16 protein-coding genes and 1 riboswitch are annotated in these 17,001 nt (G+C 45.2%); of the genes, 15 read left to right on the plus strand and 1 reads right to left on the minus strand.

Annotation, left to right across the window (positions count from 1 at the left end; translation table 11 throughout):
- Positions 1-65 precede the first annotated feature (65 nt).
- The 9 genes from HT574_RS11715 to HT574_RS11755 all read left to right on the plus strand — a co-directional run bounded on the left by HT574_RS11715 (position 66) and on the right by HT574_RS11755 (position 10,854).
- Positions 66-1,007 carry an NAD-dependent epimerase/dehydratase family protein gene (locus HT574_RS11715; protein ID WP_175244740.1) on the plus strand — a complete coding sequence of 314 codons (942 nt, stop codon included), beginning with the start codon at positions 66-68 and terminating at the stop codon, positions 1,005-1,007.
- Complete coding sequence (locus tag HT574_RS11720) at positions 997-1,941, plus strand: lysylphosphatidylglycerol synthase transmembrane domain-containing protein (RefSeq protein WP_175244741.1); 945 nt, start codon at positions 997-999, stop codon at positions 1,939-1,941. Before HT574_RS11715 ends, HT574_RS11720 begins: the two co-directional genes overlap by 11 nt.
- Complete coding sequence (locus HT574_RS11725) at positions 1,938-3,437, plus strand: alkaline phosphatase family protein (RefSeq protein WP_175244742.1); 1,500 nt, start codon at positions 1,938-1,940, stop codon at positions 3,435-3,437. Before HT574_RS11720 ends, HT574_RS11725 begins: the two co-directional genes overlap by 4 nt.
- On the plus strand, positions 3,397-4,158 hold the full coding sequence (locus HT574_RS11730; RefSeq protein WP_175244743.1) for a glycosyltransferase family 2 protein: 762 nt from the start codon (positions 3,397-3,399) through the stop codon (positions 4,156-4,158). The genes HT574_RS11725 and HT574_RS11730 overlap by 41 nt, the downstream gene beginning before the upstream one ends.
- A 100-nt stretch (positions 4,159-4,258) precedes the next feature.
- Positions 4,259-5,017, plus strand: coding sequence for a hypothetical protein (locus tag HT574_RS11735; RefSeq protein WP_175244744.1), 759 nt, complete (start codon positions 4,259-4,261; stop codon positions 5,015-5,017).
- Between the two features lie 28 nt (positions 5,018-5,045).
- Positions 5,046-5,984: an FTR1 family iron permease gene (locus tag HT574_RS11740; RefSeq protein ID WP_175244745.1), complete on the plus strand. Its 939-nt coding sequence runs from the start codon at positions 5,046-5,048 to the stop codon at positions 5,982-5,984.
- 65 nt (positions 5,985-6,049) lie between these two features.
- Positions 6,050-7,489, plus strand: coding sequence for a nucleoporin-interacting protein (locus HT574_RS11745; protein WP_175244746.1), 1,440 nt, complete (start codon positions 6,050-6,052; stop codon positions 7,487-7,489).
- An 18-nt stretch (positions 7,490-7,507) separates the two neighbouring features.
- Entirely contained in the window at positions 7,508-9,280 is a 1,773-nt protein-coding gene (gene uvrC / locus HT574_RS11750; RefSeq protein ID WP_175244901.1) for an excinuclease ABC subunit UvrC, read from the plus strand.
- Positions 9,281-9,349: 69 nt separating this feature from the next.
- Positions 9,350-9,530, plus strand: a riboswitch (Lysine riboswitch).
- Between the two features lie 100 nt (positions 9,531-9,630).
- Entirely contained in the window at positions 9,631-10,854 is a 1,224-nt protein-coding gene (locus tag HT574_RS11755) for an aspartate kinase (RefSeq protein ID WP_175244747.1), read from the plus strand.
- 36 nt (positions 10,855-10,890) lie between these two features.
- On the opposite strand, the gene HT574_RS11760 is transcribed toward HT574_RS11755, so the two are convergent.
- Positions 10,891-11,343, minus strand: coding sequence for a YslB family protein (locus HT574_RS11760; RefSeq protein WP_175244748.1), 453 nt, complete (start codon positions 11,341-11,343; stop codon positions 10,891-10,893).
- A gap of 261 nt (positions 11,344-11,604) precedes the next feature.
- Here HT574_RS11760 and HT574_RS11765 point away from each other — a divergent pair, with 261 nt between their 5' ends.
- The 6 genes from HT574_RS11765 (at position 11,605) to racE (ending at position 17,001) form a co-directional block, all read left to right on the plus strand.
- The gene (locus HT574_RS11765; RefSeq protein WP_175244749.1) at positions 11,605-12,213 is read left to right on the plus strand and encodes a succinate dehydrogenase cytochrome b558 subunit; all 609 of its coding nucleotides are present in this window, start codon (positions 11,605-11,607) and stop codon (positions 12,211-12,213) included.
- Between the two features lie 36 nt (positions 12,214-12,249).
- Positions 12,250-14,007, plus strand: a complete 1,758-nt coding sequence (gene sdhA / locus HT574_RS11770; protein ID WP_175244750.1) for a succinate dehydrogenase flavoprotein subunit — start codon at positions 12,250-12,252, stop codon at positions 14,005-14,007.
- A gap of 3 nt (positions 14,008-14,010) precedes the next feature.
- A complete protein-coding gene (sdhB, locus tag HT574_RS11775) occupies positions 14,011-14,772 on the plus strand; it encodes a succinate dehydrogenase iron-sulfur subunit (RefSeq protein WP_175244751.1) in 762 nt (253 codons plus the stop codon).
- Between the two features lie 498 nt (positions 14,773-15,270).
- Positions 15,271-15,495 carry a helix-turn-helix domain-containing protein gene (locus HT574_RS11780; RefSeq protein ID WP_017435464.1) on the plus strand — a complete coding sequence of 75 codons (225 nt, stop codon included), beginning with the start codon at positions 15,271-15,273 and terminating at the stop codon, positions 15,493-15,495.
- 258 nt (positions 15,496-15,753) lie between these two features.
- Positions 15,754-16,197, plus strand: a complete 444-nt coding sequence (locus HT574_RS11785; RefSeq protein WP_175244752.1) for a MarR family winged helix-turn-helix transcriptional regulator — start codon at positions 15,754-15,756, stop codon at positions 16,195-16,197.
- A gap of 9 nt (positions 16,198-16,206) precedes the next feature.
- Positions 16,207-17,001 carry a glutamate racemase gene (gene racE, locus HT574_RS11790; RefSeq protein WP_175244753.1) on the plus strand — a complete coding sequence of 265 codons (795 nt, stop codon included), beginning with the start codon at positions 16,207-16,209 and terminating at the stop codon, positions 16,999-17,001.

Here is a 17,001-nt window from a genome sequence, read left to right on the forward strand (position 1 = left end):
TGCTTTTCGATTTTCTTATGATAATATGCTAATAGGAATAAATCATTAATTTTGAGGTGAATCCATTGAAAATTCTCATTACAGGGGGAGCTGGGTTTATCGGAAGCCATCTTGTTGCCAAATTGCTCTCGCTTGGGCATGATGTGATGGTTATTGATAATTTTCATCCTTACTACCCGGCGGAACGAAAGCATCGGCAATTTCGCGCGTTGACGGGAGGAAATCTTCCTGTTTATCGCATTGACTTGCTAGATAAAGAAAAAACGGAAGAATTGTTTCGCCGCTATCAGCCGGACTGTGTGTATCATTTAGCGGCGCTGCCCGGTGTTCCAAATTCACTTCTTAAGCCGCTTGATTATGTCGATTATGATATCAAAGCGACGATTAATGTACTAAAGGCAGCGGGGGAAGCCGGGGCCGGGCATGTGTTATTCGCATCTTCCTCGTCTGTCTACGGCAACCAGGGGAATGTGCCGCTGAAAGAAGAGATGGCGACGGGAAAAGTCGTTTCGCCATATGCCGCCGCAAAATACGGAGCGGAGTCGTTTTGCTATGCGTATGCCCATCTATTCGGCTATCAGGTGACGATTTTTCGCTATTTTACTGTATACGGTCCGTGGGGCCGACCGGATATGGCAATCAGCAAGTTTATCCGTCATTTGTTACGTGGTGAAGAGATTGTCGTGTACGGCACGAACACAGCAAGAGACTATACGTTTGTGGATGATGTCGTCAGCGGAATGGTAGCGGCGCTCGGCCGCCGCGGCGGAAATGATGTGTTTAATTTAGGATCAGGGCGGCCGATCGCGATGGAGCGATTGCTGCAAGAACTGAAAACGCATTTTCCAACGATGAAGATGAGATATGCACCGGAGCGAAAGGGAGATGTAAAAGCGACATGGGCGGACATTACGAAAGCACAGCGGGCGTTCGGATACAAACCGAGCGTAACGTTCGAGGACGGGCTGGCGCGAACAGTCGCGTGGGCAAGGGCGTATGAAACGTAAACACGCAATGGCAGCGGTACGGCTAGTCGGTGCCGGGCTTGTCCTTGTGTTCCTATGGCTGACATACTACTATTTCGATGGAGAGGTGCTTCTTGAGCAACTTCACCTGCTTTTTCGAAGACCGGACACGCTAGCATGGATGTTGATCATATACGCCGCTTCCTTTTGGCTAAGGGCGCTGGCATGGAAGTCATACGTGGGAAAACCAATTTCTTTGATTGTATACGCCAAAGGCATTTTTTTAAGTTTGCTTATTAATCATATTTTTCCGTTAAAAGCAGGCGATATTGCCCGTGTTGCTGTTTTAGCAAAGCAGAAGGACGTGTCTGTCGATGAAGCGGTTCACTCGGTGGCGGTGATGCGGCTTTTGGACATGCTGGTTTTGTGTCTTTTGTCGGCATGGGGAATGTATGCATACGCCAATCGATTTCCTGCAATCAATGCAACGGTTATTGGTGTTATAGGAATAATCGGCGCAGCTGCAATTGCTGTTTTGCTGTCACGCAAATCGGATGCAGAATGGATTCGTAAACACCATCGCATGATAAAAAGTGCATTAAGAGGAAAACGCGGCGTTTATATGGTGGGCATGATTGCGCTCAGCTGGTTGTGTGAGGCGGTTGTCGTTTATGAGATGACCCACATGCTTAGGTTGCCCTTGTCCCTTTGGGAATCCGTATGGGTCAACAGCATCACTGTATCCGGTCAAGTGTTTCAAATCACTCCAGGCGGGCTGGGGACGTATGAAGCGATAATGGCGTTTGCGGTTACGAGAATCGTCCCGGACTGGAACAGCGCGTATATGGCAGCGATGATGGCCCATGCGTTCAAATTTGTTTTTTCTTATTTAGTTGGCATTGCCATGCTGTTTATGTCTCCAACAGATATTTCGTTCGTTGGGTCGGCTTGGAAAAAAGGAAGGGAGAGACAATGAAAGAAGCTTCAACATTTGAGAAAGTAGCGGCGCGATGTTGGAATTTGCTGAACGAGGGAAAACCGTTTACGCCGATTTTCGTTATCGGGACGATGGCGATCTACCATCTTGCCAGTTTCGGCACCATCGAGCATATGAAACACTGGTTCTTTGGTTTTCTAGCAGCGCTTCCGCTTTTTGTTATCTATTATATGTACGACTATCCGCTATTTTTGCGAAATTATTTATGGATTCCATACGTTGTGTTTTTAATCGTTTGGCAGTTTGCCGACATTAAGCTGCTAAGTTTAGCACTGGGGCTATATTTTTTCTTTACCGTCTTTTTTTGGGGTACGCTTTACTATCATTTGCGCATTGGTACATCATGGTGGAATTTTACCCGTTTTTGGAAACTAGTGCTGAAAAATAGCGATTCGACAAGCGGAAACGCGCAAGAACAGTTGCCGAAATTTTTGTTGCTTTTGTCGATTTGGCAGTATGCGTACGTACAGCTGGAGCGAGAAGCAGGCGATCTTTCTCTTGCGGGCTTTGCACTCTATTATGCAGGTGTCTTTTTATTTTCTTTCATTTTGCACAGCCAGTTATTTGATTGGAAGCCAAAAATCATTCCGACATACACCAATAATGCCAGCGTTCCAAAAGAGCCAATCAATGAGAAAGTCATTGTGATTGTCATCGACGGCATGCGGAAAGATCGGTTTGAACAAGCCAATGCTCCATTTTTAAAACGGCTGCGCCAGCAGGGGACGGAATTTACGCAAATGGAAACAGTTTATCCGGCACGTACTGTCGTTTGTTTTACCTCGATGTTCACCGGAACATATCCGTTTGAACACGGCATACGCTCTAATATGGTATGGAAGCTTGGCATCAAGGTAGAAAGCATTTTTGACTCACTAAGAAAAATAGGAAAAACGGGGCGGCTGCTTGGCATTGCCCATCTCGTCGATTCGTTTGGAGATGATGTCGAAACGGTAACGGCGGTCATGCATAATGACGTAGCTGACCGTAATATCATCGAACGCGCCAAACGCATTATGGAAGAGCAAGATCCTGATTTGCTCATTGTTCAATTAATTGCCACGGACCAAACGGGGCACAGCCGCGGCGTATTATACGAGGAATATCTTCAAAAAATAGAAGAAGCGGACGCGCTTATCAAGGAGTACGTCGAGTGGCTTGAACAGAAAGGAAAATTAAAAAATGCAACGTTAATCATTTGCGCCGATCACGGACAAGCAGACGGCATCGGCGGACACGGGCATTTGGATGAAGGAGAGCGGTTTGTGCCGTTTTTCTTGTACGGACCGGCGATTGAGCGAGGCAAACGGATCGATGAAAAGAAAAGTCTCGTATCCGTGGCACCGACGATTGCTTATTTGTTGGGCGCACCGTACCCGAGCCATAGCCGCGGGCCCGTGTTAACGGAAGCGATTCGAAAGAGGGAAGCAGGAGATGAAGAAGCAAAAAGTGATCGTTTTCTTACCAGCGTATAACGAAGAGCAATCGATTGGCGAGGTCATTCGCAGAATTCCGCGTTCTTTCCATCCTTATGTGGATGTGAAAGTATTAGTCATTGATGACGGTTCGACTGATAACACCGTAGCAGCTGCAAGAGAAGCAGGAGCTGATTACATTTATCAAATGCCGGAAAACCGCGGTCTTGGTGCCGCTGTACGCCAAGGGCTGCAGGAATCTCTCCGCCTCGGTGCGGATATCGGCGTGATGATTGATGCGGACAATGAATATCCAGCGGAACAAATCCCGGAATTGCTCGCTCCGATTTTTGCGGGAGAAGCGGACTATACGATGGGCTCGCGCTTTCTTGGCACGATTCGCGGGATGAAATGGCATCGCCGTCTGGGCAATTACTTCTTTACGTTTCTGCAATCGCTTCTTCTGCGAACATGGATTTACGACGGGCAATCGGGGATGCGGGCTTTTTCGCGGCAAGCGATGGAACATGCGGAGATCATCCATGATTATAACTACGCCCAAGTACTTACTTTAAATTTAGTTCGCAAAGGGTTTCGCATCAAAGAAGTACCGATTCGCTATCAAGTGCGGACAACGGGACAGTCATTTATTAAATTTCGCGCGTATGTCACGGCTGTTCTTCCAGCAATTTGGAGGGAGATGCGGCGGCCGGTGAAAAAAGTAGCGATTGATGAAGACGCCCATCGCCTCCCAAGCATAGCGGACAAACAATGTTCGTAGCCCTTTCTTTTTCGCGAACAGGAAAGGGAATTTTTTTCATTAATATATTGACATAGAAGATGATAATCATTATCATTGGTGATGTAGGAGGAGATCGATAATGAGGCGATTTTTTTTATTTTTTTCTCTAGCGATGATATTCATTCTCAATAGTATTCCGATTTCTGCTTTTGCGTACTCCTATGGCGACCCAAATGAAGAAAAAGTGGCGGAAGTTTATAAACAAATGGCTGAAAAGTTAAACGAGCAGCCGCCAAACTTTACGGAGGCGCGCAAAATTTTCGAAACGGTAAAAGAAGAAATCGATATGCATATGGGAACGGAGCCTTCGCAAGCAGTGTTATCGGCGCTCGACAAAAAGGATAAAGAAGCAGTTTTGGAAACTATGGAAAAAATTCTTGTTTTAAATATCGCACGCCGGTTGGAAAATATCGAGAAAAATTTTGAGCAGTATGATACGAGCAAACGGCTATTAGCAAAGGCATTTGCTACATACGAAACGCTTTCCCCGATGGTGCAAGGCAAAGATGCAGCCCTTGATAAACGGTTAAGAGATGAATTCAATAAAGCGCTGCAGTCATTAGGAAACCCAGGATTGTTTGGTGTCGGCGAGAAGAAAGCGGATATTGAGCAATTTAAGAAAAGCAAGGAAACGATTTTAACGTCGTTGCAAAAGCAATTTGGATTGAAAAGTTTGAAAGTGGGACATTTTTCGGAAAGTGCAACGGAAAAGCCACAAGAAGTGCAGAAAAAAGAATGGACGGACTTATCCAAATTAAAAAACTGGATTCCGATTGCGATTCTTATTGTTGTGATTGCCGGGGTTGCCGTGTATTCATGGCGTCGCAAGCGGACATGACGGATAGAAACAAAGGGGGACACATGCGATGGAAGTTCAAGCGCTGTTAATTACGTTCCGTGAAGCACTCGAGGCGTTGCTGATTGTCGGAATTATTACGTCTTATTTAAAGCGAGTCGGCCATCAAGAATATACAAAGTACGTTTGGCTTGGGGCAGGATTGGCGATTTTAGCGAGCGTTGGGGTCGCAATTCTTTTCCAAGTCGTGTTTACTGGATTTGCCGCGATGGGAAGCGAAACGTACTTAAAGATCGGCATTATGTTTGTTTCGGCGATTTTGCTGACACAAATGGTCTTTTGGATGGCCGAGCATAGCCGCGATATGAAAAAAAGCGTTGAAGGAAAGATGGACCAATTTATTACGGCAGGCAATGTTATTGGAATGGTCATCCATTCGTTTTTAGTCGTTCTCCGCGAAGGTGTCGAAACGGTCTTTTTCTTTGCCGCGATTACCCATGGCAACATTGGTGCGGCGATGCAAGGATGGGGAGCGACGACAGGAATTGCGGTTGCGGCGGTTGTCAGCTACCTTTTCTTCAAAGGAACGATGCGCATCCCGCTAAAGACGTTCTTTAAAGTAACCGGAGCGTTCATCGTTTTGATTGCTGCGGGCCTGCTTGTCCAAGGCATTTCCATGCTTCAGGATTTAAATATCATCGGCAGCGTAATGCCTCACGTTTATGATTTAACATGGCTGCTTCCGGAACATCCGATTGATTATGAACATTATCTCCGCGATCACGGCGTCGCGCCTGTCTTTTCAGGAGAGGTCGGCGTGTTTTTAAAAGCGCTCTTCGGCTATTCGTCCATGCCGTCGCTGGAAGAAGTAATCGCTTATATTGGATATTTTGTCGTGATTTATTTATTAGTTGCGAACCGTAATACAAAGAAAAATGCAGAGAAAAATGCGGAGCAAACAAAAACAGTCGTTCAAGCGCTTGAACCAAAAAAGAAAAAGGTGATGTAAAAAGTGCAAGACATGATGTCTTGTGCTTTTTCTCATTTTATAAATGGTTAAAGGTAGGAAAGGCGATGAAACATTTTCTAGGAAATAATCGATTTTTGTCATATGTTAGTTTCGTTATATTAGCAAGTTTGTTCTTGCTAGAAATATATTATGCGAGCCCTTATGCGGCGACATGGGATCAGGTCGATTTTGCCTTGGCGTTAGACCGTTATGATTTATTGGCGATGCAGCCGCATTTTCCGGGATACCCGTATTTTATTCTTGGCGGCATGTTCGTTCATGCATTCGTTGACAATCCGGCGAAAGCGCTATCTATCTTTAATGTCGTTGCCATGTTTTCCGCAACCGTTCCAATCGTTCTGCTTGTAAAAAAATATCTCTCGACCGCGGCCGCGTTGTTCATTAGTGCTCTCATTCAGTCGGCCAGCTATGTTATGGTTATTGCTGCACAACCGATGTCGGACGGTGCGGCATTAGCAGCGCTATGGTGGTACTGGTGGTCCGTTGAGTGGGCAAGAGAGCGCGATAAATGGCAGCGGCAGCTTCTTCCGCTTGCTTTTTTTAGCCTATTAATGGGAATCCGCTTGTCGTATGCTCCATTTGCGGTGGCAATCTTGTTTTTATGGTACGAAGATTGGAAAAAACATCGCAGTGTCCGCCGAATCGTTTGCTTTTTGACAGCAGCTGCCTTTTTCCAATTTATTTGGATCACAGCGGTTGCGGCGACAGAAGGAAGTTTCCAATCCTTTTTCAAACTGGCTCTTTCATTTACAAGCGGCCATTTTGAGGAATGGGGAGGAACAGCGGCAAATGACGGGCAGCCGTTATGGGAACGAGTGATTCATTTTTTCTTTTATAATATTTTATGGACAGGGATAGCAAGCCAAAACGTTATCCTGCTTTTTTTGTATATGGTTGTATGGACAGCGATATGGCGGTCAAGGAAGTTCTTGTTTCCGCGCTGGCTTCTCGTTTCTGGATTTGTTTATTTTCTTTGGGCGTTATTTGCGCAAAATATTGAGAAACCGCGTCACATTCTCCCGCTTGTTCATCTTGTTTTGTTGTACGGATGGACCTGCTATGTCCGCCATCATCTGTCTATGTATCGATGGAGCATAGCGCTGGCTGTGTTAGCCGTGCAATTCGTAACGGGGACATGGCATCTGCGCGAACAAGCATTGCAGTTGCCAGCAACCTATCAGTTGGCGTATGATTTACGCGACAGCAGAGAAAATTTCGTCCTATATACATGGGAGGAAACGCGAGTATTGCAGTATCTTGATGTCGATTTTCCACACAAAGACGTATTGCACTTTTCATTTTTTTTACAAGACAAGGAGAACTATAGACATGTTAAAATTTATATGACCGATCATGTGGTCAAGGGCTTTCAAGCACAGGGGATTTCCCTTTCCCGCCATGTGCGGAAAGTGAAAATATATCGTTCCAGCACATTGGCAGATCCGGTGTACGGAAACATTACGTTGTATGAATGGATGAATTAATTTGATGGAGTGATTATGATGCATGATCACTTAAAAGAAAAATTAGCCATACTCCCGGAGCAGCCGGGATGTTATTTGATGAAAGATAAAAACGGTACGGTCATATACGTCGGTAAAGCAAAAGTGCTGAAAAACCGCGTGCGCTCGTATTTTACCGGCACGCATGATGGAAAAACGCAGCGGCTTGTCAATGAGATTGCCGATTTTGAATATATCGTCACTTCGTCCAACGCAGAGGCGCTTATTTTAGAGATGAATTTAATTAAAAAGTATGATCCGAAATATAACGTCATGCTGAAAGATGACAAAAGCTATCCGTTTATTAAAATTACGGCGGAAAAACATCCGCGCTTGCTCATTACGAGAAAAGTGAAAAAAGACGGCGGCAAATACTTCGGACCATATCCGAACGTGCAGGCGGCCAATGAGACGAAAAAGCTGTTAGACCGCCTCTATCCGCTGCGCAAATGCTCGACCATGCCGAACCGTGTTTGTTTATATTACCATATGGGGCAATGTCTTGCCCCATGTGTATATCCGGTGTCTGAACAACAAAATAAAGAGATGGTTGAGCAAATCGTTCGTTTCCTCAACGGCGGATATCAGGAAGTGAAAAAAGAATTGGCAGAGAAGATGATGAAAGCAGCGGAAGCGCTCGAATTTGAGCGGGCGAAAGAATACCGCGACCAAATTGCCCATATTGAAGCGACAATGGAAAAGCAGAAGATGACCTTGAATGACTTTATCGACCGCGATGTGTTCGGCTATGCGTATGACAAAGGCTGGATGTGCGTGCAAGTCTTTTTCATTCGCCAAGGGAAGCTGATCGAGCGCGATGTATCGATTTTCCCAATGTATCAAGATCCGGACGAAGAGCTGCTGACTTTTTTAGGACAGTTTTATACAAAGGCCAATCATTTAAAGCCAAAAGAGGTGATTTTGCCTGCCGAAGTCGATGGAGAGCTTGCCGGTCAGCTGCTAGAAGTCACGATTGTGCAGCCAAAAAAGGGAAAGAAAAAAGAATTGGTCGAGCTGGCCAGCAAAAATGCGGCAATTGCCTTGAAGGAAAAGTTTTATCTAATCGAGCGGGACGAAGAGCGGACAATCAAGGCGGTGGAAAACCTAGGAAAAATATTAGAAATACCTGTTCCCCACCGTATTGAAGCGTTTGACAATTCCAATATTTATGGAGCCGACCCGGTATCGGCGATGGTCGTATTCATTGATGGAAAGCCGGAGAAAAAAGAATACCGCAAATATAAAGTGAAAACGGTCGAAGGACCCGATGACTATGAATCGATGCGTGAAGTGGTGCGGAGGCGCTATACGCGCGTGCTAAAAGAAAAGCTTCCGCTTCCCGATTTGATTATTATTGACGGTGGGAAAGGACATTTGGCAGCGGTACGCGATGTGCTGGAAAATGAATTAGGTCTGGATATTCCGCTTGCCGGCCTCGCCAAGGATGAGAAGCATCGCACATCGGAGTTAATCATGGGGGATCCGCCGAAAATCGTGCCGCTTGAGAGAAACAGCCAAGAGTTTTATTTGCTGCAGCGCATTCAAGACGAGGTGCACCGGTTTGCGGTTACATTCCATCGGCAGACGCGGGAAAAAACGATGTTTCGCTCCGTGTTAGACGATATTCCTGGCGTTGGCGAAAAAAGAAAAAAAGCGCTATTCAAGCATTTCGGTTCATTGAAAAACATGAAAGAAGCAACGATCGAAGAGCTGCAGCAAGCGAACATTCCGCGCACGGTGGCTGAAAAAATTTATAAGAAATTACGAGAGTAGTATTGTCAATAGCATAAAAATTTGATATTATTGCTCTAAATTGCATATTCATGCACTTCCGATCGCTGAAGTGAAGATAGAGGTGCGAACTTCAAGAGTACACATTCGGAGGAAAATGAGTTCCGATGATGAGTGTGGAAAGGGGAGCGTCGCCGAAGTGGGAAAAGTCTCATTGCTTTTTCCGCTGGTCCTGCGTTTAAGAAATGTAGGACTGTCAAGATGTTATTCATCTTGGAGAGCTATCTCACTGTGCGAGGCGAATTCGCTTGTTTCCGTTTTCGTGATGCACAGCAATGAGATTTCTCTCATTGCTTTTTTTATTTTATAAACAGGCAAAAGGGTGAGGTGAAATGGGAATTATTGTACAAAAATTTGGCGGAACATCCGTCGGTTCGATCGAAAGAATTCGACACGTGGCCACTCGGGTGATAGAGGAGGTAGACAAGGGGAATCAAGTTGTCGTTGTTGTTTCCGCAATGGGCAAGACAACGGATGAACTTGTTGATTTGGCAAAACAAATTTCCTTACAGCCAAGCAAGCGGGAAATGGATATGCTCCTTTCGACAGGGGAACAAGTAAGCATAGCCCTGCTCGCCATGGCATTGCAGGAAAAGGGATATAAAGCCATTTCCTTAACGGGATGGCAGGCGGGGATCACAACGGAAGAAATGCACGGCAATGCCCGCATTATGAACATGGATACAACGAGAATCCGCCGTTATCTTGATGAAGGGGCAATTGTGATCGTTGCCGGGTTTCAAGGCGTGACGGAAACAGGGGAGATCACCACGCTCGGCCGCGGCGGTTCCGATACGACAGCGGTGGCGCTGGCGGCAACGTTAAAAGCAGATAAGTGCGATATTTATACGGATGTAACCGGCGTGTTTACGACCGACCCGCGCTATGTAAAGACAGCAAGAAAAATAAAAGAGATTTCCTATGATGAAATGCTTGAGCTAGCCAATTTAGGAGCGGGGGTGCTGCACCCGCGCGCAGTGGAATTTGCGAAAAACTATGAAGTGCTGCTTGAGGTGCGCTCAAGCATGGAAAAAGAAAACGGCACAATCGTGAGGGGGGAAGTTTCGATGGAACAGCATTTAATCGTACGCGGCATCGCTTTTGAAGATCAAGTAACGAGAGTGACAGTGTCTGGAATCAAAAACAGTTTATATGCATTGCCGACTATTTTTACGGCGCTCGCACAGCGCGGCATTAATGTGGACATTATTATTCAAAGCGCGGGGAATGCGGACACTACGTCTGTTTCTTTTTCGATCCGTACGGAGGATTTGCCGGAAACGCTTCAAGTATTGCAATCGCTTGAAGAGGCAAACGTGCAATATGAGAGCGGCTTGGCGAAAGTGTCGATCGTTGGCTCTGGCATGATTTCAAACCCGGGGGTGGCGGCGCGCATGTTTGAAGTGCTGGCAGGCGAGAACATTGAAATCAAAATGGTCAGCACGTCAGAAATTAAAATTTCTACTGTCATTGATGAGAAAAGCATGGTTCGAGCAGTCGAAGCGCTCCATGAAGCGTTTGGACTTGCCGAAGAAGCGGCGGCAGTGCGCGCATAAAACGAAAGAAGCCTGCACCGGACAGGCTTCTTTCTATTATTCTATCTTCTGTTTGCGGTCCCATTTAATGATAATGAGTGCTTTATTTTCCCGCCTTTTTTGTTGTTCAAATGCTTCGGTGACGAGGCGCTTTTGTTGTTCGATTTGCTGGGCGAGAAATCCCGCTTCGAGCTGGAAGGTGCAATGCTCATGAAGGGTAAACCGCGCAACAATAATGTCGCCGGACAGTTCCACGTGAAGTTCGTCTTTGTGCTCTTCAACAATGGACAGTGTCCCCCAGCCAGCTTTTTCAAAAAAAGTAATGATATCGGATACTGTTTCGAGCGGGTAGCGGCGCGCTAAACTTTTTCCAGCCCAGTACAAAATGTTGGCCGTTTCTTTTCCCAGCAATTCCGGAAGGACAATTTGCCGGAGAAGTTCCGCGCCGAATGCGGAAATAGAGATGTCTCCTAATGACTTGTATTGTTCTTCTAGTGTTGGCAGTTTCACATGATTCCCCTCTTTCTATCCATTCATCATTATAGCGAAATAGTGGGGGACGTGCATTATCTTTCTTTCTATTTTTCTCTATCGTTTTCGTATACAAATGTTTGAACATTTTATGACTTTGTTTTCTTGACGCTTGTACAATGTGGGGGTACAATGAATGTGACACAATGATTATTGGAAATGGAAGCCGTTACATTTCACTCATTGTGGATGGGGAGCACATGATTTTTTCACTGTTTATTTATTAAAGGGGGTTTACATATGGCAGGAAATCGCGAATTTTATTACCGTCGGCTCCATTCACTGTTAGGAGTCATTCCAGTAGGGATCTTTTTAGTACAACATTTAGTCGTAAACCATTTTGCGACAAGAGGCCCTGAGGCGTTTAACCGGGCGGCTTCTTTTATGGAGAATCTACCGTTTCGTTATTTTTTAGAAATATTCGTCATTTTTCTTCCACTGCTGTTCCATGCCATTTATGGTCTTTATATCGCTTTTACGGCGAAATTTAATGTCGGGAATTACGGATATTTCCGTAACTGGATGTTTATGCTGCAGCGGATTACGGGAGTTATCACGTTAATTTTTGTGACATGGCATGTGTATGAAACTCGTGTTCAAGCCGCGTTTGGAGCGGAAGTAAACTATGAAATGATGGCCAATATCGTGGACAATCCGATTATGCTTGGTTTTTATATTGTCGGAATTTTGTCAACGGTGTTTCACTTTGCCAACGGTTTATGGTCTTTCTGTGTAAGCTGGGGTTTAACAGTGTCTCCTCGTTCACAACAAGTTTTCACTTATTTAACGATGATTATTTTTGTCGCGCTTTCCATTGTCGGCATTCGTGCCATTTTAGCATTTGCCTGATTCGACAACTAGCAATCTTTTAGGGAGTGAGTAGCAATGAAAAAAGGAAAAATCATAGTAGTTGGCGGCGGTTTAGCTGGTCTAATGGCAACCATTAAAATCGCGGAAGCAGGGGTACCTGTAGAATTGTTTTCGCTCGTGCCTGTAAAGCGGTCTCACTCTGTCTGTGCGCAAGGCGGGATTAACGGTGCGGTAAATACAAAAGGGGAAGGCGATTCTCCGTGGGAACATTTTGACGATACTATATATGGCGGCGACTTTTTAGCGAACCAGCCTCCGGTCAAAGCGATGTGTGAGGCAGCGCCGAGCATCATTTATATGCTTGATCGCATGGGAGTCATGTTCAACCGTACTCCTGAAGGGTTGCTTGATTTCCGTCGCTTCGGCGGCACACAGCACCACCGTACTGCCTACGCAGGAGCAACGACAGGCCAACAAATTTTGTATGCCCTTGATGAACAAGTGCGTCGCCATGAAGTAGCCGGGCTTGTAACGAAATATGAAGGATGGGAATTTTTGGGTATTGTCTTAGACGATGAACAAATTTGCCGCGGCATTGTCGCACAAGACTTAAAGTCAATGGAAATCAAAGCGTTTCCTGCGGACGCAGTTATTATGGCAACAGGCGGACCAGGGGTCATTTTCGGCAAATCGACGAACTCCATCATCAATACCGGTTCGGCTGCATCGATCGTCTATCAGCAAGGTGCTTATTATGCAAACGGGGAGTTTATCCAAATTCACCCGACGGCGATCCCTGGAGACGATAAATTGCGGTTAATGAGTGAATCTGCCCGCGGGGAGGGCGGAAGAGTCTGGACATATAAAGACGGGAAACCATGGTACTTCCTTGAAGAAAAATATCCGGCTTACGGAAACCTTGTTCCTCGTGATATTGCAGCACGGGAAATTTTCCACGTCTGCGTCGATTTGAAGCTTGGCATCAACGGCGAAAACATGGTATATCTCGATCTTTCCCATAAAGATCCGAAAGAGCTTGATGTAAAACTTGGCGGAATTATCGAAATTTATGAGAAATTTATGGGGGAAGACCCTCGCAAAGTGCCGATGAAAGTATTCCCGGCTGTACACTATTCGATGGGCGGTTTATGGGTCGATTATGATCAAATGACAAACATTAAAGGATTGTTTGCCGCCGGTGAGTGCGACTATTCGATTCACGGCGCGAACCGTCTTGGGGCTAACTCTTTGTTGTCGGCGATTTACGGCGGTATGGTCGCTGGTCCAAACGCAGTCCGCTACATTCGCGGTTTAGAAAAATCGGCAGACGCAATGCCGTCATCGTTGTACGATCGCTATGTTAAACAAGAAGAAGAACGCTGGAACAACATTTTATCGATGGATGGAACAGAGAACGCATACGTATTGCATAAAGAGCTTGGCGAATGGATGACAGCAAACGTGACGATCGTCCGTTACAATGACAAGCTGCTAAAAACAGATGAAAAAATTCAAGAATTGCTCGAGCGCTATAAAAACATCAGCGTAACCGATACATCCAAATGGAGCAACCAAGGAGCGCCATTTATCCGTCAGCTGTACAATATGCTTCAACTTGCCCGCGTGATTACATTGGGCGCATACAACCGCAATGAAAGCCGCGGTGCGCACTATAAACCAGAGTTTCCAGAGCGAAATGACGAAGAATGGCTCAAAACAACGATGGCTCGCTACACTCCGGATGGCCCGGCGTTCCATTATGAAGATGTCGATGTATCGCTGATTAAGCCACGCAAACGCGACTACACGAAAAAGAAAGAGGAAGTGAAATAAGCCATGAGCGAGAAAAAAACGATTCGACTCATTGTAACACGTCAAGACCGTCCTGATTCTGCGCCATACGAAGAAGAATTTGAAATTCCATATCGTCCGAATATGAACGTCATTTCTGCGCTGATGGAAATTCGCCGTAATCCAGTGAACGCGAAAGGCCAAAAAACGACCCCGGTTGTATGGGAAATGAACTGTCTTGAGGAAGTATGCGGCGCTTGTTCGATGATCATTAACGGCAAACCGCGGCAAGCATGTACGGCGTTAATTGATCAATTAGAGCAGCCGATCCGTTTGGAACCAATGCGCACATTTCCGGTTGTGCGGGACTTGCAAGTTGACCGCAGCCGCATGTTTGACTCGCTGAAAAAAGTAAAAGCATGGATTCCGATTGACGGAACATACGACTTAGGTCCTGGTCCACGCATGCCGGAACGGAAACGGCAGTGGGCATACGAACTGTCGAAATGTATGACATGCGGCGTATGTTTGGAAGCATGTCCAAACGTCAACAGCAGATCCAACTTTATTGGTCCTGCGCCGCTTTCGCAAGTTCGCTTGTTCAATGCCCATCCAACTGGGGCAATGCATAAAGCTGAGAGATTGCACGCAATTATGGGGGAAGGCGGCCTTGAGGGCTGTGGTAATTCGCAAAACTGTGTACAATCTTGTCCAAAAGGCATTCCGCTAACGACGTCCATTGCCGCGCTAAACCGCGAAGCGACGATTCAAATGTTCCGCGACTTCTTTGGAAGCGACGAAGTGTAATGACGAGAGAGGCTGGCGCAAAAGGTTGATGAATCGACCTTTTGAAGTCAGCCTCTCCTTTTCTTTTTTCTCTTTTTGGTTGTTATTGGATGTTTGCCAAGAAAAATCGCTTCTGCCTCTTTCTTTTCTTTTGCGGCAGTGAGTTATGGTGACTCTATTGTCCCAAGGGAGAAATGGTTTTCTTATTTTTTTTTTGCCAAACAAAAGTAAAGGAGTCCCAAAAGCAGTTACTTTTGAGACACCCTTTTTCTATTAGGAGACACAAGCGATGAAGCAAATCGATTACACTACGCAGGGAAAAATGTCCTATGGGGTGATGGGATGAGACAAATGCTTCAACAGTCCCAGACGGCGTTTGTCGCTTGTATAGAAAAAACACCTATTTTTCTATTAGATAAGCGAAATTCCGTCACCGTAACCCTCGTTTTCACATACTATATGGTGAGTAAATACCCATCCGGTAGTTCAGGTCTAGTGAAGCAAGGAGGGTTACAACACTTGAAGGACAAATCATTTCAACCAAAGCCGCTGCTGACAAAAAGAGAGAAAGAGGTATTTGAATTATTAGTACAGGATAAGACGACAAAGGAAATTGCGCAAGAATTGTTTATTAGCGAAAAAACGGTTCGCAACCACATTTCGAACGCAATGCAAAAGCTTGGAGTAAAGGGGCGCTCGCAAGCTGTTATCGAGTTGCTTCGAATGGGGGAGCTTGAACTATAAACAATGCCGGCTTACCTTATTTTTAAGGTAGCCGGTTTGTTATCTTTTTTGGTCCATGATCGAAAAGTCGTTTATCGTATAATATGCTGATGAATGGATAAGATGAATTTTTATATTGATTATAGAAAAAAGTGGTGTAAAATGAAATATATCGAATCATGTCGAACAACGTAAAGGGATTCGGTTGTCTGACATCATTCTTGCATTTTTTAAAAAAAACGTTAAAAATAATAAATGTAGTTTTGTAGGGGAGATCGTATGCCGTTTTCGATGGATGAAAAGACCGTCGCTGAGTTGGAAAAGCTGCTTCGGTACATTGCTGCGAATTTAAAGCAGCGCGGTCGTGAAATTTTAACACAATATCCAATCACGCCGCCGCAATTCGTCGCGTTACAATGGCTGTTGGAAGAAGGGGACTTGACGATCGGCGAATTATCGAACAAAATGTATTTGGCATGTAGCACAACAACTGATTTAGTGGACAGAATGGAACGAAACGGCCTTGTTGCTAGAGTAAAAGATATGCATGATCGACGGGTCGTTCGCATCCATCTCCTTGAAAAAGGGGAACGAATTATTGAAGAAGTGATTCAAAAGCGCCAACATGATTTGGCGCAAGTACTGCAACATTTTTCTGGTGAAGAAATTGTTTTTTTAGAAAAATGCTTACGTAAACTACATCAAGAAATCAAGAAAGAATGAGGCGATCACTTGGAAAGACCAATCGGAGTTATTGATTCAGGAGTTGGCGGATTAACAGTTGCAAAAGAAATTATGCGGCAATTGCCAAAAGAACAGATTATTTATCTTGGGGATACAGCGCGTTGTCCATACGGACCGCGTCCTGAACAGGAGATTCGTCAATTCACATGGGAAATGACGAATTATTTATTGCAGTATAATATTAAAATGCTGGTGATTGCTTGTAATACAGCAACAGCTGTCGTACTAGACGAAATTCGGGAACAGCTCGATATCCCGGTATTAGGCGTGGTACATCCCGGAGCGCGTGCAGCGCTAAAAGTGACGAAAAACGGGCATATTGGCGTGATTGGTACGATTGGTACGGTAAAAAGCGGTGCGTATGAAAAGGCGCTGAAGTCCATTAACCATCGAGTTCATGTTGAAAGCTTAGCATGTCCGAAGTTTGTTCCGCTTGTAGAGAGTGGAAGTTTCGAAGGAGAAGAAGCAAGAAAAATAGTTGCTGAATCACTTGAACCATTTAAATCAAGCAATATTGATGTCCTTATTTTAGGATGCACTCACTACCCTTTGTTAAGTCCTCTTATTCAAGAATATATGGGAAAACGTGTAAAACTGATTTGCTCCGGTGGTGAAACAGCACGCGAAGTGAGTGCAATTTTGCACCACAGCCATCTGCTTTATACAGGACAGCGTGAGGTGGAACATTTATTTTTCACGACCGGGTCGAAGGAGCTGTTCGAAAAAATTGCATCGAAATGGTTTGGAAGACCAGTCGAACACGTACAAACGATCGAATTATAA

This window comes from Parageobacillus sp. VR-IP (assembly GCF_013357975.1).
Lineage (GTDB): Bacteria > Bacillota > Bacilli > Bacillales > Anoxybacillaceae > Saccharococcus > Saccharococcus caldoxylosilyticus.